Origin of the sequence: Luteolibacter luteus, from assembly GCF_012913485.1 — a bacterium.
Classification (GTDB): domain Bacteria; phylum Verrucomicrobiota; class Verrucomicrobiia; order Verrucomicrobiales; family Akkermansiaceae; genus Haloferula; species Haloferula lutea.
Window position 1 is genome coordinate 4,226,369 of record NZ_CP051774.1, and the last position, 24,703, is coordinate 4,251,071.

Genomic DNA, 24,703 nt, shown 5'->3' on the forward strand with positions numbered 1-24,703 from the left:
GTTTATCGTCGCGAATTGTCGCAACACGGAAAGTGCCGACACAATTTGCGACAATTTTTTGCACGCTCCTGAGGATCAAGCTGCGATGGTAGCTCCGACGAGGAATGGAGCCGACTCCGCACATCGCCGTGGTGGACGACCACCGGGAAATCCGTGAGCTGCTGGTGCGCTATCTGGGCCAGCACGGCTACCGGGTGAGCGCTGCTGGGAGCGCAGCGGAATTCCGCGCCCAGATGGAGCGGGGAGAGGTGCCGGATCTGGCGGTGCTGGACATCATGATGCCGGGGGAGGACGGGCTTTCGCTATGCCGCCACCTGCGGTCCACGAGTCCGCTGCCGGTGATATTCCTGACCGCGATGGCCGAGGATACAGAGCGGATCGTGGGGCTGGAGCTCGGGGCGGACGACTATTTGGTGAAGCCCTTCAATCCCCGGGAGCTGCTGGCCCGGATCCGTGCGGTACTGCGCCGCTCGAGCGGGGGCGCGACGAAGGAGGAGCCGCTCGCGAAGGGAAGCAGCGTGAAGTTTGGCGACAAGGTCTTCGACATGACCCGGCATGAGGTCACGGGCCCCGACGGGGTGGCCGTGCCGCTGAGCACGGCGGAGTATCGCTTGCTCTGTGTCTTTCTGGAGCATGCGGGAAAGGTGCTCAGCCGGGATTCCTTGCTAGACCTGACCAGTGGTCGTGAGGCGGAGGTCTGGGATCGCAGCATCGACAACCAGGTCAGCCGCTTACGAAGGAAGATCGAGGAGGATCCGAAGAATCCGATGCTGATCAAAACCTATTGGGGCGATGGCTATTGCTTCACTGGAAAGGTGACACCGGCATGAAGCGCTTCTGGATGCGAAGCCTGACCGGGCAGTGGATCACACTGATGCTGCTGGCGCTGGCGCTTTCGCAGGTGCTGTTCCTAGCCATTTATCGGGGGGATCAATTGCGGACAGTCTTCCTTTTGCGGCGAGATGAGTTTTTGGCGCGGGCGGCCTCGGTGGCGCGCTTGCTGGATGCCGCGGAGCCGACCTTGCATCCGGGGATTCTGGATGCCGCGAATACGGTGGCGGTCCGCTATTGGGTAGGAAGCCGGCCGGAGGGGGATCCGCTGGCTTGGGAGGAACAGGCACGTGCGAGGCTGATGGAGTCGACGCGTCCGCCACCGGCCGATGATCTGCCGCTGCAGGCCGGGGTGAAGTGGGAAACGCTGCCGCTCGAGGAGTGGAAGGGTGGCTCGCCCGCAATGCTGGTGCATCTGCCGGATTGGAATGGTTTCGGACTCGCAACGGAGATCGGCGAGGGAAGATGGCTGAACGCGGTCTATGCGAAGCCGGGTTCTCCGGTGGGGCCACCGGGGTCCTATTATGTGTCGATGGCGATCACCGCGGTGCTTCTTTGCGTGGTGACTGCCCTGATTGCTAACCGGGTTGGCAGGCCATTGCGCCGTCTCACCGATGCGGCGGAGAAGCTCGGGCGCGGGGAAGAGACCGATCCGCTGCCGGAGGATGGGGCTGATGACATCCGGCGCACGGCCACGGCTTTCAACCGGATGCAATCGCGGCTGAAGCGCTATGTGGAGGATCGCACGGGGATGATGGCGGCGATCAGCCATGACCTGCGGACGCCGATCACTTCGCTGCGGTTGCAGGCGGAGTTCGTGAGTGATGATGAGACGCGCGACAAGCTGGTGGCGACGCTGGATGAGATGAAGGCGATCACGGAAGCGAGCCTCGCCTTTGCCCGTGAGGAAGCGGCGTCGGAAGCGACGCGCTCGGTGGACATGGAGGCTTTGTTGGAGAGCCTCTGCGAAGATCTTTCGCAGCTAGGCTGGGAGGTGGAATTTGTCGGAAGCGAGGCGATGCCCTGGCGCTGCAGACCGGATTCGCTGCGTCGTGCCCTCAGGAACGTGATCGAGAACGCCGTGCGTTACGGGGGCGAGGCGACGGTAAGCATGAAGCTTGGTGCGAACGCGCTGGAGATCTTCGTGGATGACGATGGTCCGGGGATTTCCGAGGCGGATCGGGAGCGGGTGTTTGCGCCCTTTGTGAGATTGGAGAGTTCCCGGAACCGGGCGACGGGCGGGACAGGGCTTGGCTTGCCGATCGCGCGGACGATCCTGCGGAATCACGGGGGGGATTTGGTGTTGGCGAACCGGAAGGAGGGAGGGCTGAGAGCGGTCCTGCATTTGCCGCGGGATTGAGGCTCGCCTCCTACCATGGCCCGGCATTCCTGCGACTGCGGCCGAACAAACAAAAAAGCCGCCCGGCATGACACCGGACGGCTTTTTCAAATGAGGTCTGGTCCTTTCGGAATCAGGCGGCTGCCTTCTTCTCGAGGGCGGCCTTCGCTTGGGCGATGATCGCGGAGAACGCGGCTGCGTCCTTGACGGCGATGTCCGCGAGGATCTTGCGGTCGGCTTCGATGCCGGCTGCATTGAGACCCTCAATGAAGCGGGAGTAGGTCAGGCCTTCGTTGCGGGTCGCAGCGCTGATACGCTGGATCCAGAGACGACGGAACTGGCCCTTCCGCTTCTTGCGGTCGCGGTATTCGTAGGTCATCGCCTTCCGGACCGCGTCCTTCGCGTAGCGGAAGAGCTTCGAGCGGAATCCGCGGAAGCCCTTGGCGCGATGAAGGACACGCTTGCGACGGGCGCGGGAAGCCGGGCTGTTGGTTGCGCGTGGCATTGTATCGTTTCGGGTCGGACAGGCCGTTGGTTATTCTTTCCTCCCTCAGTCTCGCTTGTCCGGTGGTACCCTTGCGGGTCAGGCTGAGATGGAGGCCGTCCGAGGCGCGGACGGGGGCGCGGTTTGTTGCTTCAGCTTAATGGAACGGAAGGTTTTCCTTCACGTTCTTGATGTCGGCATCGGACACAAGTGCGGCGCTGGTAAGGCTCCGCTTGCGCTTACGGTTCTTGCATTGGAGCAAGTGCCGGGCGCCTTGCTTCCGGCGCAGAACCTTACCGGTTCCTGTCACCTTGAATCGCTTGGCAACAGCCTTTCGAGTCTTTGCTTTTCCTGAGACGCGTGGCATGGGGCGGCGAAACTAGGGGTCGGGCCCGGCTTGGCAAGGCAAAAGTAGCTCGCGGCGGGGAAAAGCGGCTCGCGGGCCCGCGCTCGCATGAACAGTATCCGGGGCTTGACCGGGATGGGAAGTCCCGGGTTTCCTCCGCGCCGTGGATTCGGTCACGCAGGCGGCGCTGGGCGCGGTGATGGGGGAGCTGGTGCTGGGGCGCCAGCTCGGGCGGCGTGCGATCGGGTGGGGAGCGCTCTTCGGAACGCTGCCGGATCTGGACGTGATTTTTTCCCCGGTGCTGGATACCGCCCGGACCCTCGCCTTCCACCGGGGCATTTCGCACTCGATCCTGCTGATGGTGGTGGTCTCGGTCTGGTTGGCCAAGCCGCTGGCCCGGCGCTGGAAGAAGGACAAGGTGACGCCGCAGCGGGCCGGGCTCTTCGTCTTTCTGGCGTGGAGCACCCACGTGCTGATCGATGTTTTCACGACCTACGGGACGAAGGTTTTTTCACCCTTTTCGGGGTATCCGGCCTCGTTCGACAACCTGTTCATCATCGATCCGGTTTTCACGATCCCGCTGGTGGTGGCGGTGGTGATCGGGCTCTTCGTGAAGCCGAAGGAGTGGAAAAAGGGCAAGGGGCTGCGCTCCGCTTGGTGGTGTCTGGGGGTGAGTTGCTTCTACGTGGGGCTGAGTTTTTGGGCGAAATACGCGGTCGGGAAGTCGATCGAGGGGGATCTCGCGCGGCGCGGGGTGGCGTGGCAGCGGAAGATGGAAGCGCCTACGCCCTTCAACATCATTCTATGGCGGGCCGTGATCGAGCGTCCGGGGGAATTCTGGATCGGGTATCGTTCGATCTTTGATTCCTCCGAAGTTCCGGTGCGCTGGATCGTGGTGCCGAAGGGCGAGGATGCCATGGCGACGCATAAGGAGCAGCGCGAGGTGAGGACGGTGCTGAATTTCTCAAAGGGTTGGTGGATTGCGCGGAAAGTGCCCGGGGGCGTGTGGATCGCGGATCTGCGTTTCGGCGAAGGGCGGGCTTGGGATGACAAGGGTTTGGCGCTGCGTCCGCGGTTTGCGTGGAATTTCCAGGCGGAAGATCAGAAGGACCGCCTCCATTTCCGGAGTCCGGATGCGCGTGGTGGCTCCGAGATGCTGCGACGGATGGTGCGCCGGGCGATGGGTGAGACGGCGGCGTGGGAGAGCTCCACGGATGCCGGCCCACGCTTGATCGGAAACCCGGGACAGGCCGCAGTTTATGATCCGACGGCGGGTGCGGGGCTGCAGGAATACCTAGCAGAGCATCGCTGAGGCGGTGACGAAATGGGCACCCGGACTGTTTGGTCTTAGGGATTGATGCGCCGGACGATCCTGGCGATTTTATCCTCTGATGAAAGACGTCTGTTTCTCCCCGATTTCCCGCAGGCGCTTTCTAGCTGCGGGCGGTGCTTGGCTGGGTGCCGGTCTGTTTGCCGATGCTGCGGCGGAGCGCCGAGGGAAGACGGTATCGATCCTGCATACCACCGACCTGCACGGGCACATCCTGCCGACGGTGACCTATGACGGGCTGGGTGATGTCGGGGGGCTTGCGCGCTGTGCGACGCAGATCCGGCGCTGGCGGAAGGAGTTTCCGGATTCGCTGCTGGTGGATATCGGCGACGTTTATCAGGGGACGGCCGTGGGCCTGAACAGCGGCGGCAAGCTGATGATCGAGCTCTTCAACAAGCTGGGCTATGATGCCTGGGTCTTGGGGAACCACGACTTCGATTGGGGGCGTGAGATTCTGGAAGGGGCGCTCGCGCTTTCGACACCCGGTGTTCTAACAGGAAATCTCCGCGTGGATGGGAAGGCGGCGGGCGACGCCGCGGGCGTCTGGCAGAAGGTGAAGCCGTGGGCGATCCGTGAAGTGGGTGGCTTTCGCATCGGACTGGTGGGCGTGATTACGCCGGGTCTGCCTTTCTGGCTCACGCCGAAGACCCTTGGAGGAGTGGAAGCGCTCAATCCGGTGGAATCCCTCCGCCGCAGCGTGGCAGAGATGAAGGCGGAGGGAGTGGATGCGATCGTGGTGCTGGGTCACATGGGCTGGCGTGCTCAGGATGACTTTGCCAATCCGATCCGTGAGATGCTTGGCGCGGTGGAAGGAGTGGATGTTTATTTGGCCGGGCATTCTCACCAGGATCAGCCGTCGTGGATGACGGGGCGGGTGCTGTGCTCGCAGGCGAACTACTATGGCATCCACTGCGGTCGCGTGGATCTGACCTTTGATCTGGAAAGCCGCAAGCTGATCGATCGCCGGGCATTCACGGTGTTGATGGATTCGCGCTTTGACTTCGATCCGCTGGTAATCGAGGTGGCGAAGCCGGAACTCGCGAAAGCGGATGAGCAGATGAAGCGGAAGGTGTGCACGGTGAAGGCGGAGATTCCAGCCGTCGGCGTGGCTTCCTTGCTCTGTGCTGCCTTCGCCACCGCGCTGCAAAAAAACGGAACTACGGTGGATGGCGTATTTCACGGAACCTTTGGCAGGGATCCGATTGAAGCCGGGGAGAAGACGGTCGAGGATATCTGGAAGATCTTGCCGTATGAAAATGGCCTCGTCGTTGCGGATCTCACCGCGGCGGAGTTGGTGGAGATCGTCGCGGAGGATGGTGGCAGCCGTTTGCTGTGGCCCTTCGAGATCGAGCTTGATGGCGGAAAGGCGAAGCGCTTCACCCTGAAGGGCGAGTTGGTTGATGGCTCGAAGCGCTATCGGGTCGCGTTCAATACCTATGACGGCCAGTCCGGCGGCAGGCGCTTGATGAAGCTGAATGAGATCCTACTGAGGCCCGAGAGCAAGCGACAGGAGATCGATCTGGGGACGAGGCAGGCGCTGATCGACTACCTTTTGGACAAGGGAGAGATTTGATCCTTTCGAGCGGTAGCGAAGCAGCGTTCCGCTTCCGATCTGCCGTCATCGCTGCGTCAATGCTACTTCGGCACGTGGGGCTCGAAGGTCATGGCGCGCTCGTGCTCGCGGGCCTTGGCGGTGCGCCGGGCTTCCTTGAAGAAGTGTTCCTGGGCGCGGAACTTCTTTTCGCCCGCGGCGGCCTTCAGGCGCTCGGAGGAGCCATCGGGCAGGATCTTGGAGGCTTGGGTGTTGTCTTGGAAAAAGGCCTCGAGGATGCGAAGCAGGCGGCGACGGGCGCGGCTGTCTTCGATCGGGATCATGAGCTCGACGCGGCGGTCAAGGTTGCGTCCCATCCAGTCGGCGGAGGCGATGAAGATATCCGGGTCGCCGCCCTGATGGAAATAGAAGATCCGCGCGTGTTCCAGGAAGCGGTCAATCACCGAGACGACGCGGATGTGCTTCGAGTGTCTGGCGTCGCCGGTCTTCAGGCAGCAGATGCCGCGGACATTGAGGTTGATTTCCACACCGGCCTTCGAGGCTTGATAGAGAGCGGCGATGATCTCCGGATCCTGCAGGGAGTTCACCTTGGCGAGGATGCGTGCGGGCTCGCCTTGGCGGGCGCGCTCGGCTTCCGAAGCGATGAGCTCAAGAAGGCGCGGCTTCATCGCGGTAGGCGCGGGGACGAGCCGCTGGAAGCGGAGGAGCTTCGAGCGACCGGTGACCGCATTGAAGAAGAGGGATGCATCCGAGCCGTATTCGGGGCGGCAGGTCAGGAGGGAGATGTCGGTGTAGAGCTTCGCGGTGCTCTCGTTGTAGTTGCCCGTGCCGAGGTGGACGTAGCGGCGCAGGCGGCCGTCCTCGCGTCGGACGACAAGGCAGATCTTCGCGTGGGTCTTGAGGCCCTTCACGCCGTAAACGATCTGGGCGCCGGCGCGCTGGAGTTCTTCCGCGCGGAGCAGGTTACGGGCCTCGTCGAAGCGGGCCTTGAGTTCGACCAGCACGGTCACGGTTTTGCCGTTTTCCGCGGCGCGGATCAGGGCATCGATGATCCGGGATTGGCGTGCGGTGCGGTAGAGCACCTGCTTGATCGAGACGACCTGTGGATCGTCAGCAGCCTCTTCGATCAGGCGCATCACCGGCTCGAAACTTTCGTAAGGCTGATGCAGTAGCACATCGCGACGGCTGATTGCTTCGAAGATCGAATCTCCCGGTGCAAGCTCCGGAGAAGGCTGAGAGGGCCAATCCTCATCGCGCAGCTGGTCGAAGCCGGGAAGGAAGGCGAGATCCATGAAGCCGGCCAAAGCCAGAGGACCGGCGAAGCGATAGGTCTCGTTGCTGGTGGCACCGCAGACTTCTTGGATCACCTTTGCGAGATCGCGGGGCAGGCTGGAGGGGAGCTCCAAGCGAACGGTGCCGGAAAGCTTGCGGGCCGCGAGGACTTCTTCCATCTCGCCGGCAAGGTCGCTGGCATCGTCTTCCTGCACGGCGATATCGCCGTTTCGCGTCACGCGGAAACAGGTGGTGGCCTCGACATCTTCGCCTGGGAAGAGCTCTTCGGCATGAAGTGCCACGACGTCCTCCACGAGGACGAAGGCCACGCCGTCCCCGACTTCGCTGACCGGGATGCGCCGGGCCACGCCGTCCGGGATCGGGATTAGCACGTGGCGGATCGCTCCGGTTTCCGTATCCTTCACCCGGCAGGTGACGATCAATTGTAGCGCAGGAACCAGCGGCGGTTCTTCACCCGCGACGACTGCCAGGGGTGTGAGCAGCGGTGAGATCTGGTCGTGGAATGCCGCAGCCACCTGGTCATACTGCGTCGGGGTCAGGCCCTTGGTGGAAAGCAGCCGGATCCCCGCACTCCGCAGGCCCTTGGTGAGATCCTCGGCGAAGAGATGATACTGATCCTCCACCATTTTTTGCACCCGGCGGCGGATGGCGGTCAGTTGCTGGGTGGGCGTCATGCCCGACGGGTCCGGATTTTTCCGGCCGCTGCGCTGGAGGAGCATCAGGCTTCCCACACGGACTTGGAAAAACTCATCGAGATTCGAGGCCGTGATTGCCAGGAACTTCACACGCTCCAAGAGCGGCAAATCGCTTCGCAGGGCTTCGTTCAATACCCGCTGGTTGAATTCCAGCCAGGAGAGCTCGCGGTTGATGAAGGGAAGCGACATGGACTAAGGAGTAAGAAAGGTAAAGATGCGGTGGTGACTCAGCCCGCGTCGTCGATCACGACTTCGAGGCCGAAGACCTGCTCGAAAAGATCGGCCTTCGAGGCCATCGCCAGCCGTTCCACGGCGGCGTCCGTGACACCGGGGAGGACGAGGCGCAACCGCCGCTCGTCGCGGCGGATCAGGATTTCGTGGACGCGCTGGTCGTGAGTGCGCTCAAGCGCATCGGCCACGCGGAGAAGAGCGGAGAGCTTTGCCACGCGGATGCGGTCGACGGTGTCGAGATCACGGTAGTTCGGGTGATCGATGCGCGGTCCCGAGTGGCGATGATAGCGCGCAACCATGGCGATCATCGTGATATCGAGCCGGTCGAGCCCGAAGATCTCGCTATTCAGGATGATATACTCGGAGTGCTTGTGGTGAGCGCGGGGGCTAACGAAGGTGCCGACCTCGTGAAGGATCGCCGCGACCTGGAGAAGCATGGCATCGTGTTTGGTCATGCCGTGAAGATCCTGCAGCTCGGTGAAGAGATGATGGCAGATCCGGGCGACATGTTCCCCGTGGCGGGGATCCGACTGGTAACGCAGCGCCAGAATCCGCGCGGAACGCAGCACTTCCTGGTCGAGGGTCCCCGCCAAGCTTCCAGAGACGAGGAGGTCCTGTAGGATTCCTTGCTCGTAATCGCTGATGGGAATGTGAATTTCCTTCAGGTCGAAGGTTTCCGCGATGGCGAGGTTCGTCTCCAGTGCTGGCAGGAGCGCTTCGGAAGTCTGATAGTCGATTTGGAAGCGGGTGACCAGGTCGAGCTCGCTCATTTGCGAGGCTTCGACCGCGGCTTTCTTCAGTGCCTTGGTGGAGCAGGTGCCGGAGCCCTTCGAGAGGTCGCGAGCGATCTGTTGGATCTCGTAGCCGATCACCACCAGCGCATCCAGCTTCACATCGTGATAGTCGAAGCGCATCTGGGCGAGATTGCCGGAGGTGTGCTCGCGGATCACGCGTAGCATGGAGGTGCCTTCGGCGTGGGAGCCTTCCGTGGCCTCGCGGGTCCGGTGGGTTCCCAAGCGGTAGCTCGTATAGCGGGTGATAGCACCTTCCTGGAAGAGCAGGGCGCGGGTATTTCCCGGGCCGACGTGCACGACCAAGGTGCAGCGCCGCTTCATCGCTGGCGTATCCTTCAGCCGGCGGCGGGTCTTCAGATAGATGAGGCGGGTCATCTCGCCGTCGTCGATCGGATTGATCGAGAGGCCGCAGGCGATCCGGATGCGGTTGAGGAAAATGTCGTGGTTGGTCGCCTCCACCAGGATGTTGGTCGCTACGGCCCGGGTGATGTTTTGTCCGTCCGCGCCGTACTCCGCCAAGGCATTCTGATAGTCTTTCAGGATGCCCACGATACGTTCCGTGGTCTCCGCGCTGACCACGCCGTGGCGAAAGACATCGCGCGCCAAAGGGGCAGGTTGCTCAAGGAAATCGACGGCGCGGTAACTGCCATCCGGTTGCTTTTCCGCGATGAGCAGCGAAACCGCGCTGGCCCCGACGTGAATCGCGGTGGCGAGAAGGCCGGTGGCTTCGGCAGGCGGAGCGGATGACATTGCCTGAAGACAGCGCGGGAGGGCACTGCTTTCAATGACGAATGTGTGACGGACCCGCGCGAGCCGGACTCCATGCTTGCAAGCGTGCCCGACCGAGGGAACCATAGCTTCCGATGAAAATCGGTGAGGCCATCAAGAAATACCGGGTGAGGCCGGGGGAAAAGGTGGACTTCCGCACCATCGACGCCAGCGACTGCTCGCTGTTCGCGAATGGCGGGAAAGTGGAGTCCCAAGCGGTTTTCGATGAGCTCCGGGACGAGTTGCAGGCGCTCCAAAAAGTTCTCTACGCCCAGAACAAGCACCGCATCCTGATCGTCCTTCAGGCGATGGATACCGGGGGCAAAGACGGCTGCGTGAAGCATGTGTTTTCCCGTGTGGATCCGCAGGGGGTCAGCGTGAAAGCCTTCAAAAAGCCGACGGAGGAGGAACTGGGGCACGATTTTCTCTGGCGAGTGCATCCCCACGTGCCGGGAAACGGCCAGATCGTGATTTTCAATCGCAGTCACTACGAGGACATCCTTGCAGTCCGGGTGAAGAAGCTTTTCGGGGACGAAGTATGGAAGCGCCGCTACCGCCACGTGGTCGAATTCGAGCGCATGCTGGCGGAGGAGGGGACGACCATCATCAAGATGTACCTCCACATCTCCAAGGATGAGCAGAAGCGCCGTCTGGAGTCCCGTCTGGCCAACCCGGCGAAGCACTGGAAATTCAACCCGGATGATCTTTCCGACCGCGCCCGCTGGGATGACTTTCAGAGGGCCTATGAGGACCTGATCGAGAAAACGAGCACGGACCAAGCTCCTTGGTTCATCGTCCCGGGTGACCGGAAGTGGTACCGGAATCTCGTCGTCGCCCGCATCATGGTGGATACCTTGCGGAGCCTGAAGATGGATTTTCCCAAGCCTGCTTGGGATGCCTCCGGTGTGAAAATCGTTTGAGCCGTGATGAAGGGTGTGGCGTATGTGTTAGGCGTGGCCCTTTGTGGAGGGCTTACAGGTTGCGGCTTGTTCAAGAAGGAGCCTGAGGAGCAGCTGGATCCTTACCGGTCAATCGCTTCGGAGCAGATCAACGCGGTTCTCTACACCAACAAGTCTCCGGAGAAGATCCTGAAGAAGCTTGCCGAGATGGGCGTGGTCAAAGGTCGACTCTTCGGGGAATTCAAGTCCACTACGAAGATCGACGATTGGTTCGCCGACGATCGCGACGACGGCACCGTGCGCTACACCTCGCTCACCTGCGGGCTTTCGCCGGTGGTGGATGACGCGGGGATCATGACCGCCTTCTACCGGAACCGGAAATTCTACGAGGAGAAGCCCTATCCCGAGATTCCGCTTTCGCCGGAGCTGCAGGGGAAGGAGTAGTTCAGCGCTTGGCGTCGTTTTCCGCCTTTGATGCTTTGCGGGCTTCGGCCACGAAGTGATTGCAAGCCTCCCGGCAGAGCAGGGGAATGGCGGCTTGTCGATCGAATGCACCCACCACACCATCAAAGCGGCTTGCTTCGCTGTCTTCCAGAGGTGTGTTCGAATCGATCTGCCAGAGAATCTTTTTAACGCAGCAGTTGCTCGGGCCGCAGACTTCACGGACCAGTTTTTGGGCTCCGGCGTCGCCGAGATTTCGAGCGAAGCGATACATCCCCGTCTGTCGGTTCAGCTTGTCGCGCAGATGCTCGATTTTCAGATGATCGTCCTTGTCGGCCATCCATAAACCGACCCCCGCAGGATAGAAGAGGTCCAGTGCTTGCTTCAGTTCGTCCGCGGAAGAGAGCCGGAGGATCCAGCCCCGCTTGAGGGAGAGTTCGCTCTTCGTGAAGCGATAGTGTCCGTCTTCCGCCCAGGTCGAGATGTCCCGCGCTGCGGCGGCACCATTGTGGATCTCTAACGAATGGGGGTCGGCCGCTTCGTCCTCAATGTGGCACAAGGCATAGGCTGCGCCCGCAAGATCGGGGCGGATGGAAACCTGACCGATGCGGCGGATGCCGGCGGCGATGGCTTGGGAAAGTCGCTCAGCGAGTTTCATGAAGTCTGGCGTCAAAGTCGGCGATCTGGTCGAGGATCACATCGGCGATGTGGCGTTCGGTGCCAATGGCAGAGGAATAGTAGAGCGTCTTGCCGCGAAGATGGTGGGGATTGTGGCGGAAGACCTCGCGCTGGCTGGCGGCTTCGCCGGGCTCTGTTTCGATTCCTAACAGCACCGGGATGTCCTGGTAGCTGTGAAGGCCGTCGGCAATAAAGAAGGGAACGACGATGACGTTCGGAGTGGTGGCGAGCTTGTCCCACTCCGCGATGAAGGGTTGTTCCTCCATGAACGCATCCAGCACTTCGGCATAGCCCGCCCCGGAGGCCTTGATGTGCTCGACCTGATCGCGGATCGCCTTGGTTGAATTCTGGTTTAAGCCGGTGCCGTGGCCCACGATGAAAAGGGTGGTCTCCGCGGGATTCGCGTCCGGAGCGACTTCCTTGGCGCGCTGGAGCAGGAGACCGGTCATGGAAGAGTGGACGCCGACCGGCAGGGTGTAGTGCCAGGTCTTTCCTGCCCGCCGCGTGGTGGGTCCTTCGAGCTGCAGCTCGCGGGGGATCACGTCCTGTGTGAAGTAGCCTTCACTGATAAAATCCGGGACCACGTAGATCTCCTCGGCATCGATCATGTAGCCAGCTTCGCGCATGGAAGGTTCTTCCTTCCAGAAGCAGCAGTGGACCTCGCCGAAAAGACCGCGGTTCCGGATTTCGTCGGCATGCTCGAAGTAGGGCGTGGACGAATCCGGATTTTCGGTCGAGCCGTGGCCCACGATGAGGAGGGCGGCGTGCGGCTTGGGCGTGAAAGGCATGCCCGAAGGTGCGTGGCGGAGCCGGGGATGCAAGGGTTTGCTTCGCGTCCCGCGCTGTGCCAGCAATCGCCCGTGCTCGCGTTTCTCCGGCTCTGGATCGACCCCGTCGCCCGCGATGGGCCGGAAAACATGGCGGTGGATGAGTGGCTGGCCGAGACTGCGGATGTGCCGGTCCTGCGCTCCTACCGGTGGAAGCCGGGGTGGGGGAGCTTCGGTTATTTCGTGAAAGCGGGGGATTTGCCGGACCATGGCCTGAAATGGGTCAGGCGCTGGACCGGTGGGGGGATCGTCGACCACCGGGAGGACTGGACTTATACGGTTTTTGTCCCGCGGGGGCATTCGCTTGCGGAGGCTCGCGGGGCGGAGAGCTATCGGGTGATCCATTCCGCCGTCGTGGCCGGGCTGCTGGAGGCGGGGAAGGAAGCTCTGCTGGCCGGTCCTGCGGCTGCCGCGGCGGGCGGGGAGTGCTTTATCCAAGCGGTGGAGCACGACGTTCTCGACGCTACAGGGCGGAAAATCGCGGGCGCGGGGCAGCGGAGGAGCGTGCGGGGCTTGCTCCATCAAGGGTCGGTGGCGGTCGAAAGCTCGCTAGAGCGGGCGCTTGCGAGCGCACTGGCGGAGAAGGTGGAAGAAAATCCGTATTTTCCGGATCCCGGGACGCTGGCAGCGAAGGTGGCGGGGCGCTACGGCATGGAGAATTGGGCGAATCGGCGGTAGTTGGTGAAGGAAAGCGGTGCATCGGTGCCTTTCCTCTTGCATGCCGCGGCTCGCTTGCAGATGGTCCCGCCCGTCCGGGGCGTAGCTCAGCCTGGTAGAGCGCCTGCTTTGGGAGCAGGATGTCGTCAGTTCGAATCTGGCCGCCCCGACCACTTCTTTCCGGTATCTCCGGAAATGGAAAAGGCAGGATGGTGAAAATCATCCTGCCTTTCTGTTGGTCACCTGAAGGAGAGGGGCCTCCGTCTTCAAGGTTTAGCTTTCCTTGCGGCGGCCCGAGCCGGCTTTTCGCTGCCGAAGCGATCAGGGTCGGCGGATTCGGGAAGCTTGTAGGCGGTCTCGCGCTTGAGTTCTTCCAAGCGGGTTTCCAGCCGCTGGCGAAGACCGGTCTTCTCCGAGTTGGCGTAGTGGTTGGCCAGTTCGTAGGGATCCTCCCTTACCTCGAAGAGCTGATTCCAGGCGTCGCGGCCAGGATAAGTCACCAGCTTCTCGTTCTCGGTGCGGATGGCGACGACAGGCGGGTTCCTGAAGTTCCGCTCGTAGAAGTATTCGTAGAGGAAGTCTTTACGCCACGTGTCCGGCTTGTTGCCTTCCAGAAGGGGCTTGAGACTTTTCCCTTGGAACGAGGATGGAACCGGAAGTCCGGCGAGATCGACAATCGTTGGCGCGAGGTCGATGTTCAGAACGATGGGCTGAACTGCCGACTTCGTCTCGTCGTGGAAGGGTGAGCGGACCAAAAGCGGCAGGCGTAGGGCTTCCTCATAAGCGGAGCGCTTGTCGCCTAGTCCGTGTTCGCCAAGGTAGTAACCGTTGTCACTGGTGAAGATGACGATCGTGTTTTTGTCCAAGCCCAGGGCGTCGACTTCATCAAGGAGCCGGCCGAGACTGCGGTCCGCGCTGGTGAGGGTCCGGAAATAATCCAGCAGCTTCGGGTTCCCGGGATTGTCCCTAGCCGGGCTGGCTTTCTTTTCCGGAAGGAAGGGGGCGTATGCTCCAAGGTTTGGAACCGGCCTGACCTTGTCTCCGCTGTAGCTGCTCTTGTGATCCGGATGCGGCTCGCGCGGGCCGTGCACGGACTTGAAGCCAACGGTGAGCAGGAAAGGCCGTTCCTTGTTCTCGCGCAGGAAATCGATGGCGAAATCGGCCGAGGCGTCGTCGATCCATTTGTCAGCGACAATGTCTTTCCTCTCTCCATCCTTGCGGACGATCACGGGGCAATTGAAGAATTTACCTTGGCCCCGGAAACTGGCGGAGAAATCGAATCCTGGCCGCTGATCCTCATTTCCCATGTGCCATTTTCCGACGTAGCCGGTGCGGTAGCCGTTCTTCTGCAGAACGGTTGCATAGGTAGTGGCTCCCGAAGGAAAGGGTGAGTGATTGTTCGTTACCCCGTGGGTGTGGGTGTATTGGCCGGTGAGGAAGCTGGCGCGGCTGGGGGAGCAAAGCGAGGTGGTGCAGAAGGCGTTCCGGAAGGAGGCCGACTGCCCTTTCAGCCGATCGAGTGCCGGTGTATCGAGCCAAGGGAAGCGGGCGTTGTCGCCTTGTTCCTTCTGGACCGCGGCGATGGCATCCCAGCGCTGGTCATCGGTGATGATGAAGAGGAAATTCGGCCGCTTTTCCTCCGCGAAGGAAGCCAGCGTGGAAGCGAGCAGGACGAGGAGCGGAAATTTCATGAGGTCTTCTTCTTGCCGAGGGTGATTTGGACGGAGCGGAGGGTGCCCTGGAAGGGGGCTGCGGTTTCGTAGGGGCCGACTGCGGGGCCGCCGTCGTCACCGACGGTGAGGCCGTCGATGGGGTTGGTGCCGATCAGGCCTTTGCGAGTCGCGCTAGCTTCCTTACCGCCGGCGGAGAGGGTGACCTTGCCATCGCGGGTGAGCGTGGCCTTTGCTTGGACGGCTCCTTCAAAGGGACCGGGAAGGTCCACGCGGGTGGTATCGCCTGCGCTGCGAAGGAAGAAGACCAGCTTGCCCTCGAGGATGGAGAGGGAGAGGCCGTGAAGCGTTCCTCCTTGGGCGAGAATCACGCCATCGCCCTTCGGTGCATCGAAGTCCGCGGTCAAGGTGATCGCGCGATTGCGGAGATCGGGTGCCTCATCGCCTTCGAGGTGGTCCCCAGCTTTTACTTCGAAGTTCCGCTTCTTGCTGCCCTTCGGATTCTTCGCTTCGGGAGCGCGCCAAGCACCCAGAGGCAAGACGTTCGCGCGGGCTGCCCATGCATCCCACTTCGCGGAAAGGTCCTTCACGGTCTCCGGCTTTTCTGCGGCGAGGTCGTGCTGCTCGCTTCGATCCGCGGCGAGATCGTAGAGACGCCAGGGTTGGTTCTCGAGAGCCACGAGTTTCAGGTCGCCTTCGCGAACGGCGCGATTGCCTTCATGCTCCCAAAAGATGGGCGCGGTGCGGGCGAGCTTCTCGCCCTTGAAGGCGGGAAGCAGGCTGGTGCCTTCCTTCGGGGTGATCGACTTGCCCTTGAACTCCGCAGGATACTCGGCGCCCGCGACGTCGACCGCCGTGGCGAGGATATCGATCAGGTGTCCCGGTTGCTTCTCGATCGCGCCGCGGCGTCCGTCCTTGATGACGGCAGGCCAGTGCGCGATGAGCGGGGTGGAGATGCCGCCTTCGTCGGTGTAGTGCTTGTAGCGGACGAAAGGCGTGTTGTTGAGCGTTGCCCAAGTTTTGCCGATGAAGACGTCGGAATTCGCGTCGCCGAGATTGTCGCCACGCGAGCGGCCCTGTACACCGGCCTCAGCGTTGCCACCATTGTCGCTGAGGAAAAGGATCAGCGTGTTGTCGAGTTGGCCGCGCTGGCGAAGACCATCGACGAGAATGCCGACGCCCTTGTCCATACGCTCGATCACCGCGGCGTAGATGGCCATGAGGTGGTCGTAGCGATCCTGGTCCTCCGCAGAGAGGCTATCCCAGGCGGGCACATCCTCGGGGCGTGGCGAAAGAGGCCACTTGGCGTCGATCAAGCCTCCCGCGATCTGGCGGCGGTAGCGTTCTTCGCGCAGCTTGTCCCAGCCTGCCTTGAACTTGCCGCGCCAGCGGGCGATGTCTTCGGCCGGAGCTTGTAGCGGGAAATGCGGGGCATTGAAGGCATTGTAGAGGAAGAAGGGCTTCTTCTCCGTGATTGCTTCATCGATGAACTTGAGCCCGAAGTTCGGCCAGAGATCGCTGGCGTACCAATCCTTCGGCAGGGGATCGGCGTTCTTGCCGAGGTCCTTGCCATTGTAGAAGACGCGGGTGCCCTTCGAGTCCGGGAAATAGAAGCCACCTGCAGCGGCGCTGAGGGTTCGTTGGAAGCCGCGCTCCTCGGGTTTTACACCGTGGTTCTGGCCGACGTGCCACTTTCCGGTCATGGCCGTGAAATAGCCCGCATTGCCGAGTACTTCGGGGATGGTCACGCTGGTGTCATTGAGACGGCCGGAATATCCCGGGCGGACTTTCCCGCTCTCGTCGCGTCGTTCCTCAGTCATGTGGCCCACACCCGCCTGATGGGCATAGAGGCCGGTGAGGAGCGATGCGCGGGTGGGGCAGCAACGGGCACCATTGTAGAACTGGGTGAAGCGCAGGCCGTTCTTGGCAAGGGCATCGAGATTCGGGGTCTTCAGTTCGCTGCCGTAGCAGCCGAGGTCGGACCAGCCCATGTCATCCACGAGGAAGACGACGATGTTCGGCTTCTGCGTGGTGTCGGCATGCGCGATTGCGGAGGAGAGCAGCAGCAAGGGTAAAAGAAGTTTCATGATCTTGTGAGACAGGAGTGTCCCGAGATGGGACTGCGTTCGGATGATTTTTCGGACCTGGGGACCTTTGGCTTTCCCGCCTGTTCCGCCTGCTATAATTGGGAAAATAACAGGGGGCTCGAGGCGGCTGCGATTTGCCGGTTGACGGGTGTGCCGATGAGATTTTCCGAAGCTCCGCTTCTCTTTTCTCGCAGGCATGTTGCTGTCCACCGTCGCAGGGTGCGGCGAAAGTTTCTACTGCCGAGGTCTCTCAGGACTGGCCCCAGATGGCGGGTGCCTTGAAGCCGCGTGGCTGTGGTTTTGATTTCGGCGCGACGGCTTCCTTGTCGAGGGCTTCCAAGCGTTCGCGGAGTTCCTTCACTTTCTCCGGGTTCTTCTCCGAAAGGTCGTTCTTTTCCGAAGCATCATCGCCCAAATTAAAGAGCTCCGCTTTCTCCTCCGTTTTGCGGTTGTGGACGACGAGCTTCCAATCGCCCACGCGAATCGCTGCGGCATCGGGCGCGAGATTGAGAATAACCTCGCGATCCGGAATCGTGGCGTTCTCCGTGAGCACGGAGCTGATATCGCGGCCATCGAGCGGAAGCTTCGGCGCGGCTTCCGAGCCGGAAAGCTTCACGAGGGTGGGATACCAGTCGGAAATGTGGGTCGGCTGGCGGATCGCGCTGCCGGCCTTGATCTTGGCGGGCCAGTTCGCGAAGGCCACGACGCGGACGCCGCCTTCGTAGACGCCACCCTTGCCGCCGCGAAGCTTGCCATTATCGGAGAGTTTGCCGGGATTCGGTCCGCCGTTGTCGCTTGAGAACACGATCAGCGTGTTGTCACCGAGGCCGGCTTCCGCCGCTGCTTTCACGATCTCGCCGACGGCATCATCGACGGCGCTGATCATGCCCGCGTAGAGCTTCCGGTTTCCTTGGAACTGCGGATACAGCGAGAGGTAGCGATCAGGAACCTGGAAGGGACTGTGGACGCCATTGAAGGGGACGTAGAGGAAGAGCGGCTTTGATTTGTCACGCTCGCGGATCAAGCGGGAGGCTTCCTTGCCGATGAGTTCGGTGGAGTAGCCTTCGTCGCGGTTCACGGTGTCGTTCTTATGCCAATCGAAACCGCCGTCGCGTTCGTGGGTGAAGTAATCGAGCGCGCCATTGTAGTGGCCATATTGATGGTCGAAGCCGCGCTTCGTTGGAAGATACTCCGGCTTGAAGTGGCCGAGGTGCCACTTGCCGGTGATGGCTGTCTCGTAGCCGGCTTCCTTGAGAGCCGAGGGCAGCGTGTTTTCTTCAAGCGGCAAGCCATACTGGGCCCATGGACGGACGACGCCGGTCTGCAGACCGTGACGGAAGGGATAGCGTCCGGTCATGAATGCCGCGCGGGTGGGCGAGCAGACCGGTTGCACGTAGTATTGCTCCAGCTTCGCGCCGCCTGCCGCCAGCTTGTCGAGATTCGGTGTTTTGATCTCTGGATTTCTCCACCCCACGTCGTCGTAGCCGAGATCATCGGCGAGGAGATAAATGACGTTGGGCTTCTTGGCGGAGCCTTCTTCTGCCGCGATGGCGGGGAAGGCGATAAGGGCGAAAAGCAAATGCCGGATTTTCATGAAAGACGATGGAAGCGGGAAGCGGGTGATGCGAAAAAAGAGGAAGGGATCACGCCACGTGATCCCTTCCTCATTCCAACCGTCGTTCCTAGTGAATGGTTACGTTGACGTTTGCCACCTTGCCGGAAAAGGCATGGGGAGCGGTGTATTGGCCGACCGGTGTGCGGCCGTCATCGCCCACCGTCAGGCCTTCGCCCGGGCGGCGTTCGATGCTGCCATTGACCTTGCCTTGGCCTACGGCCTTGTCATCGACCTTGAGGGTCACCTGGCCATCGGAAGTAAAGCTGGCCTCAAGCTTGTGATGGCCTGCTTCCAAGGGCTCGGTGGCAACAATGGTGCCTAGGCCATCGCCAGCGCGAATCGAGAAGCTCAGCTTGCCGTCTTGCACATGGAGCGCGTAGCCGCGGGCGGCTCCTCCCTGGGCGAGGATCACGCCCTTGGGCGCGCTTTCGCTATCGATCTCGGCGGAGACGGTGAAGGCCTTGCCTGCGATGGCAGGGGAATCTTCGCCGCTCAGGACATCGCCTGATTTCCACGGGCCGGCCTTGGATGCATTGCTGGCGACCTCTTCGGTTCTGCCGGCGTGACGCCTACCATTCCCGTTCGGGGTCCACTTCGGATCGACGTTGCTGGCGTTCCACTTGGTCCATTCGGCTTCGAGTTCCTTCACCTTTTCCGGATTGCTGGCGGCGAGGTCATTCTTCTCACCAATGTCCTCCTTAAGGTTGTAGAGCTTCGCTCCATCGGGGCTGGCTTTGCCGGAGCCATTGCGAGCATCGCCGTCGGCGGCCGACTTCACGAGCTTCCAATCGCCCTTGCGCACCGCGAGCTGCTGGCCGAAGCGCCAGAAGAGCGTTTCGTGAGGAGCCTCGGTTTTCTCACCCTTCAGGTAGGGCAGAAGGTTGACGCCATCGAGCTTCCAGGACGGATCGACCTCGACGCCCGCAGCTGCCAAGCTGGTCGGCAGCACATCCAACTGGATGACCGGGCGGTCTTCTGTCTTGCCCGCGGGGATCTTGCCCTTCCATTGGACGGAGAAGGGGACGCGGATGCCACCCTCGGAAGTCTGCGACTTGTAACCCTTCAACGGTCCGTTCTGAGAAGTAATGGACGGAGTCGGTCCGCCATTGTCGCTGAAGAAATAGATCAGCGTGTCTTCTTCCAGGTTCAGGTCGCGGACCTTGTTCAACACGGTGCCGACGGAGTCGTCCAAGGCGGAAAGAAGTCCGGCGAACTTGCGGCGCTTCGGATCCTGGATGGAACTAAAGCGACTCTCGTACTTCTCCAAAGTTTCCAAGGGAGCATGCACAGCGTTGAAGGGCAGGTAGACGAACCACTGCTGGTCCTTCTTCTGCTCGATGAACTTCGCGGCCTCGCGTGCGAATGCCTCGGTCAGGTAGCCCGGATCCTTCACCTCCTCGGTGCCGTGGAAGATGCCGTTCGTTCCTTGGCCCGGATTGATGTAGCTATGCGCGCCACCCAGGAAGCCGTAGAACTCATCGAAGCCCCGCTTCTGAGGATGAAACTCAGGGGCGGATCCGAGGTGGGACTTGCCGAACCAGCCGGTGGCATAGCCAGCTCCCTTCAGCCGATCACCGATGGTGGTTTCCTTGAGGGAAAGACCGATGGGTTCGCCTTCGGTCGTTGCGCGCCCCGGATTGAACTCGTGGCCGAAGCGCTGCTGGTAGCGGCCGGTCAAGAGGCCGGCGCGCGTTGGGCTGCAATACGGGCCGCTCACGTAGCCATTGGTAAAGCGGATGCCATTGGCGGAGATGCTGTCGATGTTCGGGGTCGGGATGTCCTTGGTGATGCCTTGGGAAGTCAGCTCTCCCCATCCGAGATCGTCGGCGACGATGAGCAGGATGTTCGGCTTGCGCTCGGCATGGGCAGGCAGGGCGAGCGCGGCAAGAAGGCCTGCGAGGGCGTAGGATGTCTTCATATCAGAGGAGTCTTGGTGATCGGAGTGATGCGGCTGCGGGATCGTTTATTCAGCGATCGAGGCCGTCGCGTTGGAAGCTGTGACGAGATTGACCGTGCGGTCGGGGATGCTGCGCAGGTTCATGCGCTTGGTGGCCGGATCCTGATAGACGCAGACCAGCCAGCGGCGGTCGCGTCGCACGGCGCAGCGGGTTTCCGTCAGGCGGTTCCACTTGCCCTCCTCCAGAAACTCGAACTTGGCCCCTTGGGTTGCGCCATTTTCTCCCTGAAGTTCGATGCCCGCGATCCCGCCCGGCTTCACCTCCGCATAACTGCGGCCGATGGCACCGCGCACGGCGTGCTTCGAGACATTCACCAAGCGATAGGTGCCGAGAGGGAACTTCTCATGGCCGTAGTCGATGGCGAAGGCGTGGTAAGGCTCCGCGCTCCCCGCAGGCGAGGGCATGAGTACCACGAGTGCCTTTCCGATCTCCGCGGGAATCTTGAGCTTCGCAGCGGGCAGGGCCTGGTCTGCCCGAAGGATCACGGCTTGGTTGTCGCTCACCGGCAAGCTGACCGGCTCGGTGATGTTCGCCGTCGAGAGGCGGATCGACTTGCTGGTCTCGCCATTGGCCACCTGCACGGTTTCCACGCCGGGAGCATACTTGAAGCAGTAGAAGGAAACTTCAACGGTCCGGCTTTCGGTGGCGGCATGCACGGGTAGTGCAAGCGCGATCAGGGCTGCTAGTTTCTTCATGGTGTTCATGGATTCAGTCGTGGTTGGATTCAGATTTCCCGTGGCTTCAGCCAGCGGAAGGAGACGAGCTCGAAGCGTCGTCCGAAGTTTTGATTCACGGGCGAGGATGCGGTGGCGGAGGCCTTGTCGGTCTGGTCGAGATACTCGGGGACGCGTTGCACGGTGGCTTCGCACCAGACCTTGACCTTCGAGTTCTTTTCATCGGTGGCCTCGCCGTAGGCGCGGATGCGGAAGGTATCCCCGCGCACCGTCAACTGTGGTGCGAGGGGAGTGAGAAGGTCGGCCTGATTGATCGTTCCAGGTGCTCCGTCCGCCGTGTTCCCGCCATCAGGCAAGCCGTAGGATGGATCCAAGACCGAAGCATTCAGTCCGGCATTCTCGATGGCGGCTTCCAGCGCGCCCTTGCGAGCGAGTTCCCCGCTGCCAGGGCGGCGGTTCACAAACTCGGCGACGGATTGGAAGGGACCGCGTTCCTTGACTTGCTCCACGATCTCCTCGGCGAGCTTGGTGATCTGGTCTTCATCGAGGCGGCGGTAGCCGTTCCACTTGGCATGATCGGTCCCGCTGGAGCCGCTGCCGGATTCCAAGCTGCCGGATGCGGCATGCGAGTGGCGGAGCACCGGCAGATTGTCTCCTTCATCGAGCTTCAGCGACCCGTCAGTGATGATCGGAGCCGCGGCCCCGAAGTTGGAGCCGAGGAAAGCCTGCCAAGCGGCGATCCGCGTGGAGTTCACATTGAAGGGGGCATCCACCAGCAGGTGAGCTGCAGTTTCCTCGTAGGCATCCTCCGACGAGGAAAGTTCTTCGGCCAATTCTTCGCCGTCACGACCGCCGCGATGCGGACGGAAGCGCGAATTCGGCAAAGCATCGCCCTTTGTGAAGAAGGCTTCCAGCAACTCCTTCGCGGAGCGCTTATCGGAACCCGGAAGTGCCGGGTGGTCCGCGGCGCTCGAAAGGAACCATGAGTCGAAGAGCGCATTGTTTGCGAGGTAGGAGTGATCCAGGTAGGCCCGGTTTCCCGCGGCGGTCTGGACCTTGTCATCACCCAGCAGGGGCGGAGCGAAGGAGTTGGCGAGGACCTGTGCTGTCAGTGGCAATTGTCCGCCGACATTCAGCGGTGCGTGGCGGAGTTGTGCGAGGGAATGGGCGGGTGCGAGCGGGAGGCTTGCGAAGGTGGCGAACTCGACGCCGCTTTGGGCATAGATGCCCGGCCCGCCGTAGCCGCGATTTCCGGTGTTGCTGATCTCGATGGTGGGGCTGTTCGGCGGCCAGTCGGTCATGGCCTCCCACTTGAATTCATACTGGTGGTGGGCGAAGTCCTCCGTCTGGTCGATTCCTTCGCTGGCGTAGAAGTTTACCGGCGAGTTGTTCAGCCAGGACCGGGATCCGAAGCGTGAATCGCGTTCAGTCTTCTCCTGGAAGGTTGAAATGAGGAAGGGCTCCTTGAAGCGCAGCGCGTGGCGCGCGGCATTGAGTCCGGCCGTGCTGCCTTTCGGGATATCCGGGCTGACCACGATGGTGGGGAGGTCCTCCTTGGGGAAGTGGGGAAGCAATTCCTCCTCGCGGTCACCGTAGTCCAACTCGATGCCACCCAGCAGGCGTGTCACATTGCCACCGCCGAGGTAATACTTCAGGAAGCCGGTGATTTCCTGGCCGCCGGTTTCCTTGAAGTTATCCACGCCGGCGCGCTGAGCCTTTACTTCCACCTGGATGCGATCCCCCGCTTTCACCGCGATGGTGCGGACGGTCTTGCCGTAGTCCTTCCCTGAAGAGATCCCGCTGGAGTTGACGAAGATATTCTGAGTTGTCACCCCGCCAATTTCGGGACTGCTGGCACTGCCCGCGGGCGGATTGAAGCCGGGACGAAGCGTGACGCCGGTGAGGTTGTAGTCATGGCCGCCGTGCATCTTGTGGTTGTGCGCGGTGAAGACGACGTGCTCGCCGGGAGCGAGGATGCGTTCGGTGGTTCCGTCCTCGGGTTGGATGTTGAGACGATAGAAGCGGGACTGGCGCGTCTTGAAGTCCTCGACCGTATGGGCGTTGGTGAGCTTCGTGTACTCGGTGTTGATGAGAGTGCCGTTCTTATAGATGCGGAAGGCAAGCGGGATGCGGTAGAGCTCCACGCGAGCACCGGTGAAGCGCAAGGGAACATTGTAGGGATTCCACAGCGTGATGACCGGATCAATCACCAGCCAAGTGATGTATTCATCGCGCTGTTCCGGCGGGCTCTTCTTGGCGCTGCCGTCGTTGTACATGTTGTTCAGCGTGTCGGCATTGTAGCCGAAGGCCAAACTAAAGACGAACTGGGCCTTCGCGATCACCGGGGCGATCTGCTGTTCGGTGAAAGCCTTGTGCCGAAGCAGCTGCGTTCCTTGTGTGGCTGCGGTGGGGCGTGCGGTAACAGAGGCTACGCCGGCATCGAAGTAAGGGGAGTCGCCGCCGGTGAGACGCGTGTAGGCACGGTAATGGGACTGGAGGATGGACCAGGATGGGTCGGGGCTGGGCAAGGGATTCGCGCCGTTGAAGCGCGCCGGTATCCCGCTCAGCGGCTCATCGCCGCCGGAGTAGAGGAAGCGTGAGGCATAGCTGGAAGGAAGAGCGGAGGAGTCGAAGAGACGTGAGAGGTCCTTGGACAAGCCGCCCTCGGCTGCATTGCTCAAGACACCGAGGCTATCGGTGGTGAGATCGTGAAAGCCGAGATTTTCCTTCGCCAGCCCCGCGAGGGTCGTTTGACCGGTGCTGAGGAGCTTGTGGTGATCTGTCTTTTCATCGGCGAGGGCGCTCCAATCGAGGGCCTTCACCGCTTCAAAGCCATATCCCGCCGCTGATCCGGCTTGATCGTAGCTGCTCGCGAAGTCGGTGGGCTCTTTCTTGCTGATCGAGGCGGATGCCTTCTGGGATTCGTCAAAGACGGCCCAGGCGTAGGCTTCATCCGTGCCGAGTTTGACGAGTGGTGCCCTTACGGACTTGTCCGTGACGAGGGTGCTCCCGACGAGTTCGACGGATTCCTTCGGCACTTCGCCATCAGCGTATTTTTCTTCCTTGGTGTCGGCAGGGGTGGGAGAGGAGACCAGCCAGCCCTTGAAGCGTTTGGATTTCTCCTGATCCCAGTTCGGCGTGGAGCCTTTGCCATCCCACTTCCACCCTTCCCAGACGCCGGTGAGATGGTCTTGCTGGCGCTGACCATGCTGGGAGGCCGGAGCCGTGATTCGTTGGTCCGGGCCAGCCGTGGCCTGCAGGCGGCCGATCGCCAATTGCAGCGCGAGCTTTGCATTCGATCGTGCTTGCTGAAGCGCTGCATCCCGCGATCCCGCCCGCAGGCTGATGGCCGAAAGCGACATCAATCCCACTGCCAGCAACAACAGCAGGACAAGCAGGCACATCGCCACCACGAGGGCGAAGCCCTTTTGGGTGCGTTGCGATGTGGTGGTGCGTGTCTTGCGTAGGATCATGGCTTTGTGGCTGGGAGAGTGGGACCGATGCGGTCCCGGTCGCGTATGAGTGGGGATGGAG

General features: G+C 61.6%; 19 protein-coding genes and 1 tRNA gene. 8 read left to right on the plus strand and 12 right to left on the minus strand.

The genetic code is table 11. The features are described from left to right. Positions 1-104: 104 nt before the first annotated feature. Together HHL09_RS17435 and HHL09_RS17440 are read left to right on the plus strand one after the other, a co-directional pair. Positions 105-830 carry a response regulator gene (locus HHL09_RS17435; RefSeq protein WP_169455899.1) on the plus strand — a complete coding sequence of 242 codons (726 nt, stop codon included), beginning with the start codon at positions 105-107 and terminating at the stop codon, positions 828-830. Continuing rightward, the gene (locus HHL09_RS17440) at positions 827-2,191 is read left to right on the plus strand and encodes an ATP-binding protein (RefSeq protein ID WP_169455900.1); all 1,365 of its coding nucleotides are present in this window, start codon (positions 827-829) and stop codon (positions 2,189-2,191) included. The genes HHL09_RS17435 and HHL09_RS17440 overlap by 4 nt, the downstream gene beginning before the upstream one ends. A 112-nt stretch (positions 2,192-2,303) precedes the next feature. On the opposite strand, the gene rplT is transcribed toward HHL09_RS17440, so the two are convergent. Then, a complete protein-coding gene (gene rplT / locus HHL09_RS17445; RefSeq protein ID WP_169455901.1) occupies positions 2,304-2,675 on the minus strand; it encodes a 50S ribosomal protein L20 in 372 nt (123 codons plus the stop codon). A gap of 136 nt (positions 2,676-2,811) precedes the next feature. Further along, positions 2,812-3,021, minus strand: a complete 210-nt coding sequence (rpmI, locus tag HHL09_RS17450; protein WP_169455903.1) for a 50S ribosomal protein L35 — start codon at positions 3,019-3,021, stop codon at positions 2,812-2,814. Positions 3,022-3,163: 142 nt separating this feature from the next. On the opposite strand from rpmI, the gene HHL09_RS17455 reads away from it, so the two are divergent. Both HHL09_RS17455 and HHL09_RS17460 read left to right on the plus strand, forming a co-directional pair. After that, positions 3,164-4,312: a metal-dependent hydrolase gene (locus HHL09_RS17455; RefSeq protein WP_169455905.1), complete on the plus strand. Its 1,149-nt coding sequence runs from the start codon at positions 3,164-3,166 to the stop codon at positions 4,310-4,312. 79 nt (positions 4,313-4,391) lie between these two features. Then, on the plus strand, positions 4,392-5,903 hold the full coding sequence (locus tag HHL09_RS17460; protein WP_169455907.1) for a bifunctional metallophosphatase/5'-nucleotidase: 1,512 nt from the start codon (positions 4,392-4,394) through the stop codon (positions 5,901-5,903). A 62-nt stretch (positions 5,904-5,965) separates the two neighbouring features. Here HHL09_RS17460 and ppk1 read toward each other — a convergent pair whose 3' ends face one another. Then, a complete protein-coding gene (gene ppk1 / locus HHL09_RS17465) occupies positions 5,966-8,059 on the minus strand; it encodes a polyphosphate kinase 1 (RefSeq protein WP_169455908.1) in 2,094 nt (697 codons plus the stop codon). A 38-nt stretch (positions 8,060-8,097) separates the two neighbouring features. Next, on the minus strand, positions 8,098-9,645 hold the full coding sequence (locus tag HHL09_RS17470; protein ID WP_169455909.1) for a Ppx/GppA phosphatase family protein: 1,548 nt from the start codon (positions 9,643-9,645) through the stop codon (positions 8,098-8,100). Positions 9,646-9,758: 113 nt separating this feature from the next. Here HHL09_RS17470 and HHL09_RS17475 point away from each other — a divergent pair, with 113 nt between their 5' ends. Both HHL09_RS17475 and HHL09_RS17480 read left to right on the plus strand, forming a co-directional pair. Then, the gene (locus HHL09_RS17475) at positions 9,759-10,583 is read left to right on the plus strand and encodes a polyphosphate kinase 2 family protein (RefSeq protein ID WP_169455910.1); all 825 of its coding nucleotides are present in this window, start codon (positions 9,759-9,761) and stop codon (positions 10,581-10,583) included. Positions 10,584-10,586: 3 nt separating this feature from the next. Next, positions 10,587-11,006: a hypothetical protein gene (locus HHL09_RS17480; protein WP_169455912.1), complete on the plus strand. Its 420-nt coding sequence runs from the start codon at positions 10,587-10,589 to the stop codon at positions 11,004-11,006. Position 11,007: 1 nt separating this feature from the next. Here HHL09_RS17480 and HHL09_RS17485 read toward each other — a convergent pair whose 3' ends face one another. Together HHL09_RS17485 and HHL09_RS17490 are read right to left on the minus strand one after the other, a co-directional pair. Beyond that, complete coding sequence (locus tag HHL09_RS17485) at positions 11,008-11,661, minus strand: DR2241 family protein (RefSeq protein WP_169455914.1); 654 nt, start codon at positions 11,659-11,661, stop codon at positions 11,008-11,010. Then, positions 11,648-12,469, minus strand: coding sequence for a CbiX/SirB N-terminal domain-containing protein (locus HHL09_RS17490; protein WP_169455916.1), 822 nt, complete (start codon positions 12,467-12,469; stop codon positions 11,648-11,650). The genes HHL09_RS17485 and HHL09_RS17490 overlap by 14 nt, the downstream gene beginning before the upstream one ends. 72 nt (positions 12,470-12,541) lie before the next feature. Between HHL09_RS17490 and HHL09_RS17495 the strand changes: the two genes are divergently transcribed. Together HHL09_RS17495 and HHL09_RS17500 are read left to right on the plus strand one after the other, a co-directional pair. Continuing rightward, a complete protein-coding gene (locus HHL09_RS17495) occupies positions 12,542-13,186 on the plus strand; it encodes a lipoyl protein ligase domain-containing protein (protein ID WP_169455918.1) in 645 nt (214 codons plus the stop codon). Positions 13,187-13,261: 75 nt separating this feature from the next. After that, positions 13,262-13,338: transfer RNA gene (locus tag HHL09_RS17500), tRNA-Pro, on the plus strand. Between the two features lie 93 nt (positions 13,339-13,431). On the opposite strand, the gene HHL09_RS17505 is transcribed toward HHL09_RS17500, so the two are convergent. The 6 genes from HHL09_RS17505 to HHL09_RS17530 all read right to left on the minus strand — a co-directional run bounded on the left by HHL09_RS17505 (position 13,432) and on the right by HHL09_RS17530 (position 24,642). After that, the gene (locus tag HHL09_RS17505; protein WP_169455920.1) at positions 13,432-14,856 is read right to left on the minus strand and encodes a sulfatase family protein; all 1,425 of its coding nucleotides are present in this window, start codon (positions 14,854-14,856) and stop codon (positions 13,432-13,434) included. Continuing rightward, the gene (locus tag HHL09_RS17510; RefSeq protein WP_169455921.1) at positions 14,853-16,922 is read right to left on the minus strand and encodes an arylsulfatase; all 2,070 of its coding nucleotides are present in this window, start codon (positions 16,920-16,922) and stop codon (positions 14,853-14,855) included. Before HHL09_RS17510 ends, HHL09_RS17505 begins: the two co-directional genes overlap by 4 nt. Before the next feature lie 250 nt (positions 16,923-17,172). Further along, complete coding sequence (locus HHL09_RS17515; RefSeq protein ID WP_169455922.1) at positions 17,173-18,516, minus strand: arylsulfatase B; 1,344 nt, start codon at positions 18,514-18,516, stop codon at positions 17,173-17,175. Positions 18,517-18,604: 88 nt separating this feature from the next. Then, positions 18,605-20,455: a sulfatase-like hydrolase/transferase gene (locus HHL09_RS17520; protein ID WP_169455923.1), complete on the minus strand. Its 1,851-nt coding sequence runs from the start codon at positions 20,453-20,455 to the stop codon at positions 18,605-18,607. Between the two features lie 45 nt (positions 20,456-20,500). Continuing rightward, on the minus strand, positions 20,501-21,190 hold the full coding sequence (locus HHL09_RS17525; RefSeq protein ID WP_169455924.1) for a hypothetical protein: 690 nt from the start codon (positions 21,188-21,190) through the stop codon (positions 20,501-20,503). A 29-nt stretch (positions 21,191-21,219) separates the two neighbouring features. After that, positions 21,220-24,642, minus strand: a complete 3,423-nt coding sequence (locus tag HHL09_RS17530) for a hypothetical protein (RefSeq protein WP_169455925.1) — start codon at positions 24,640-24,642, stop codon at positions 21,220-21,222. Between the last annotated feature and the right edge of the window lie 61 nt (positions 24,643-24,703).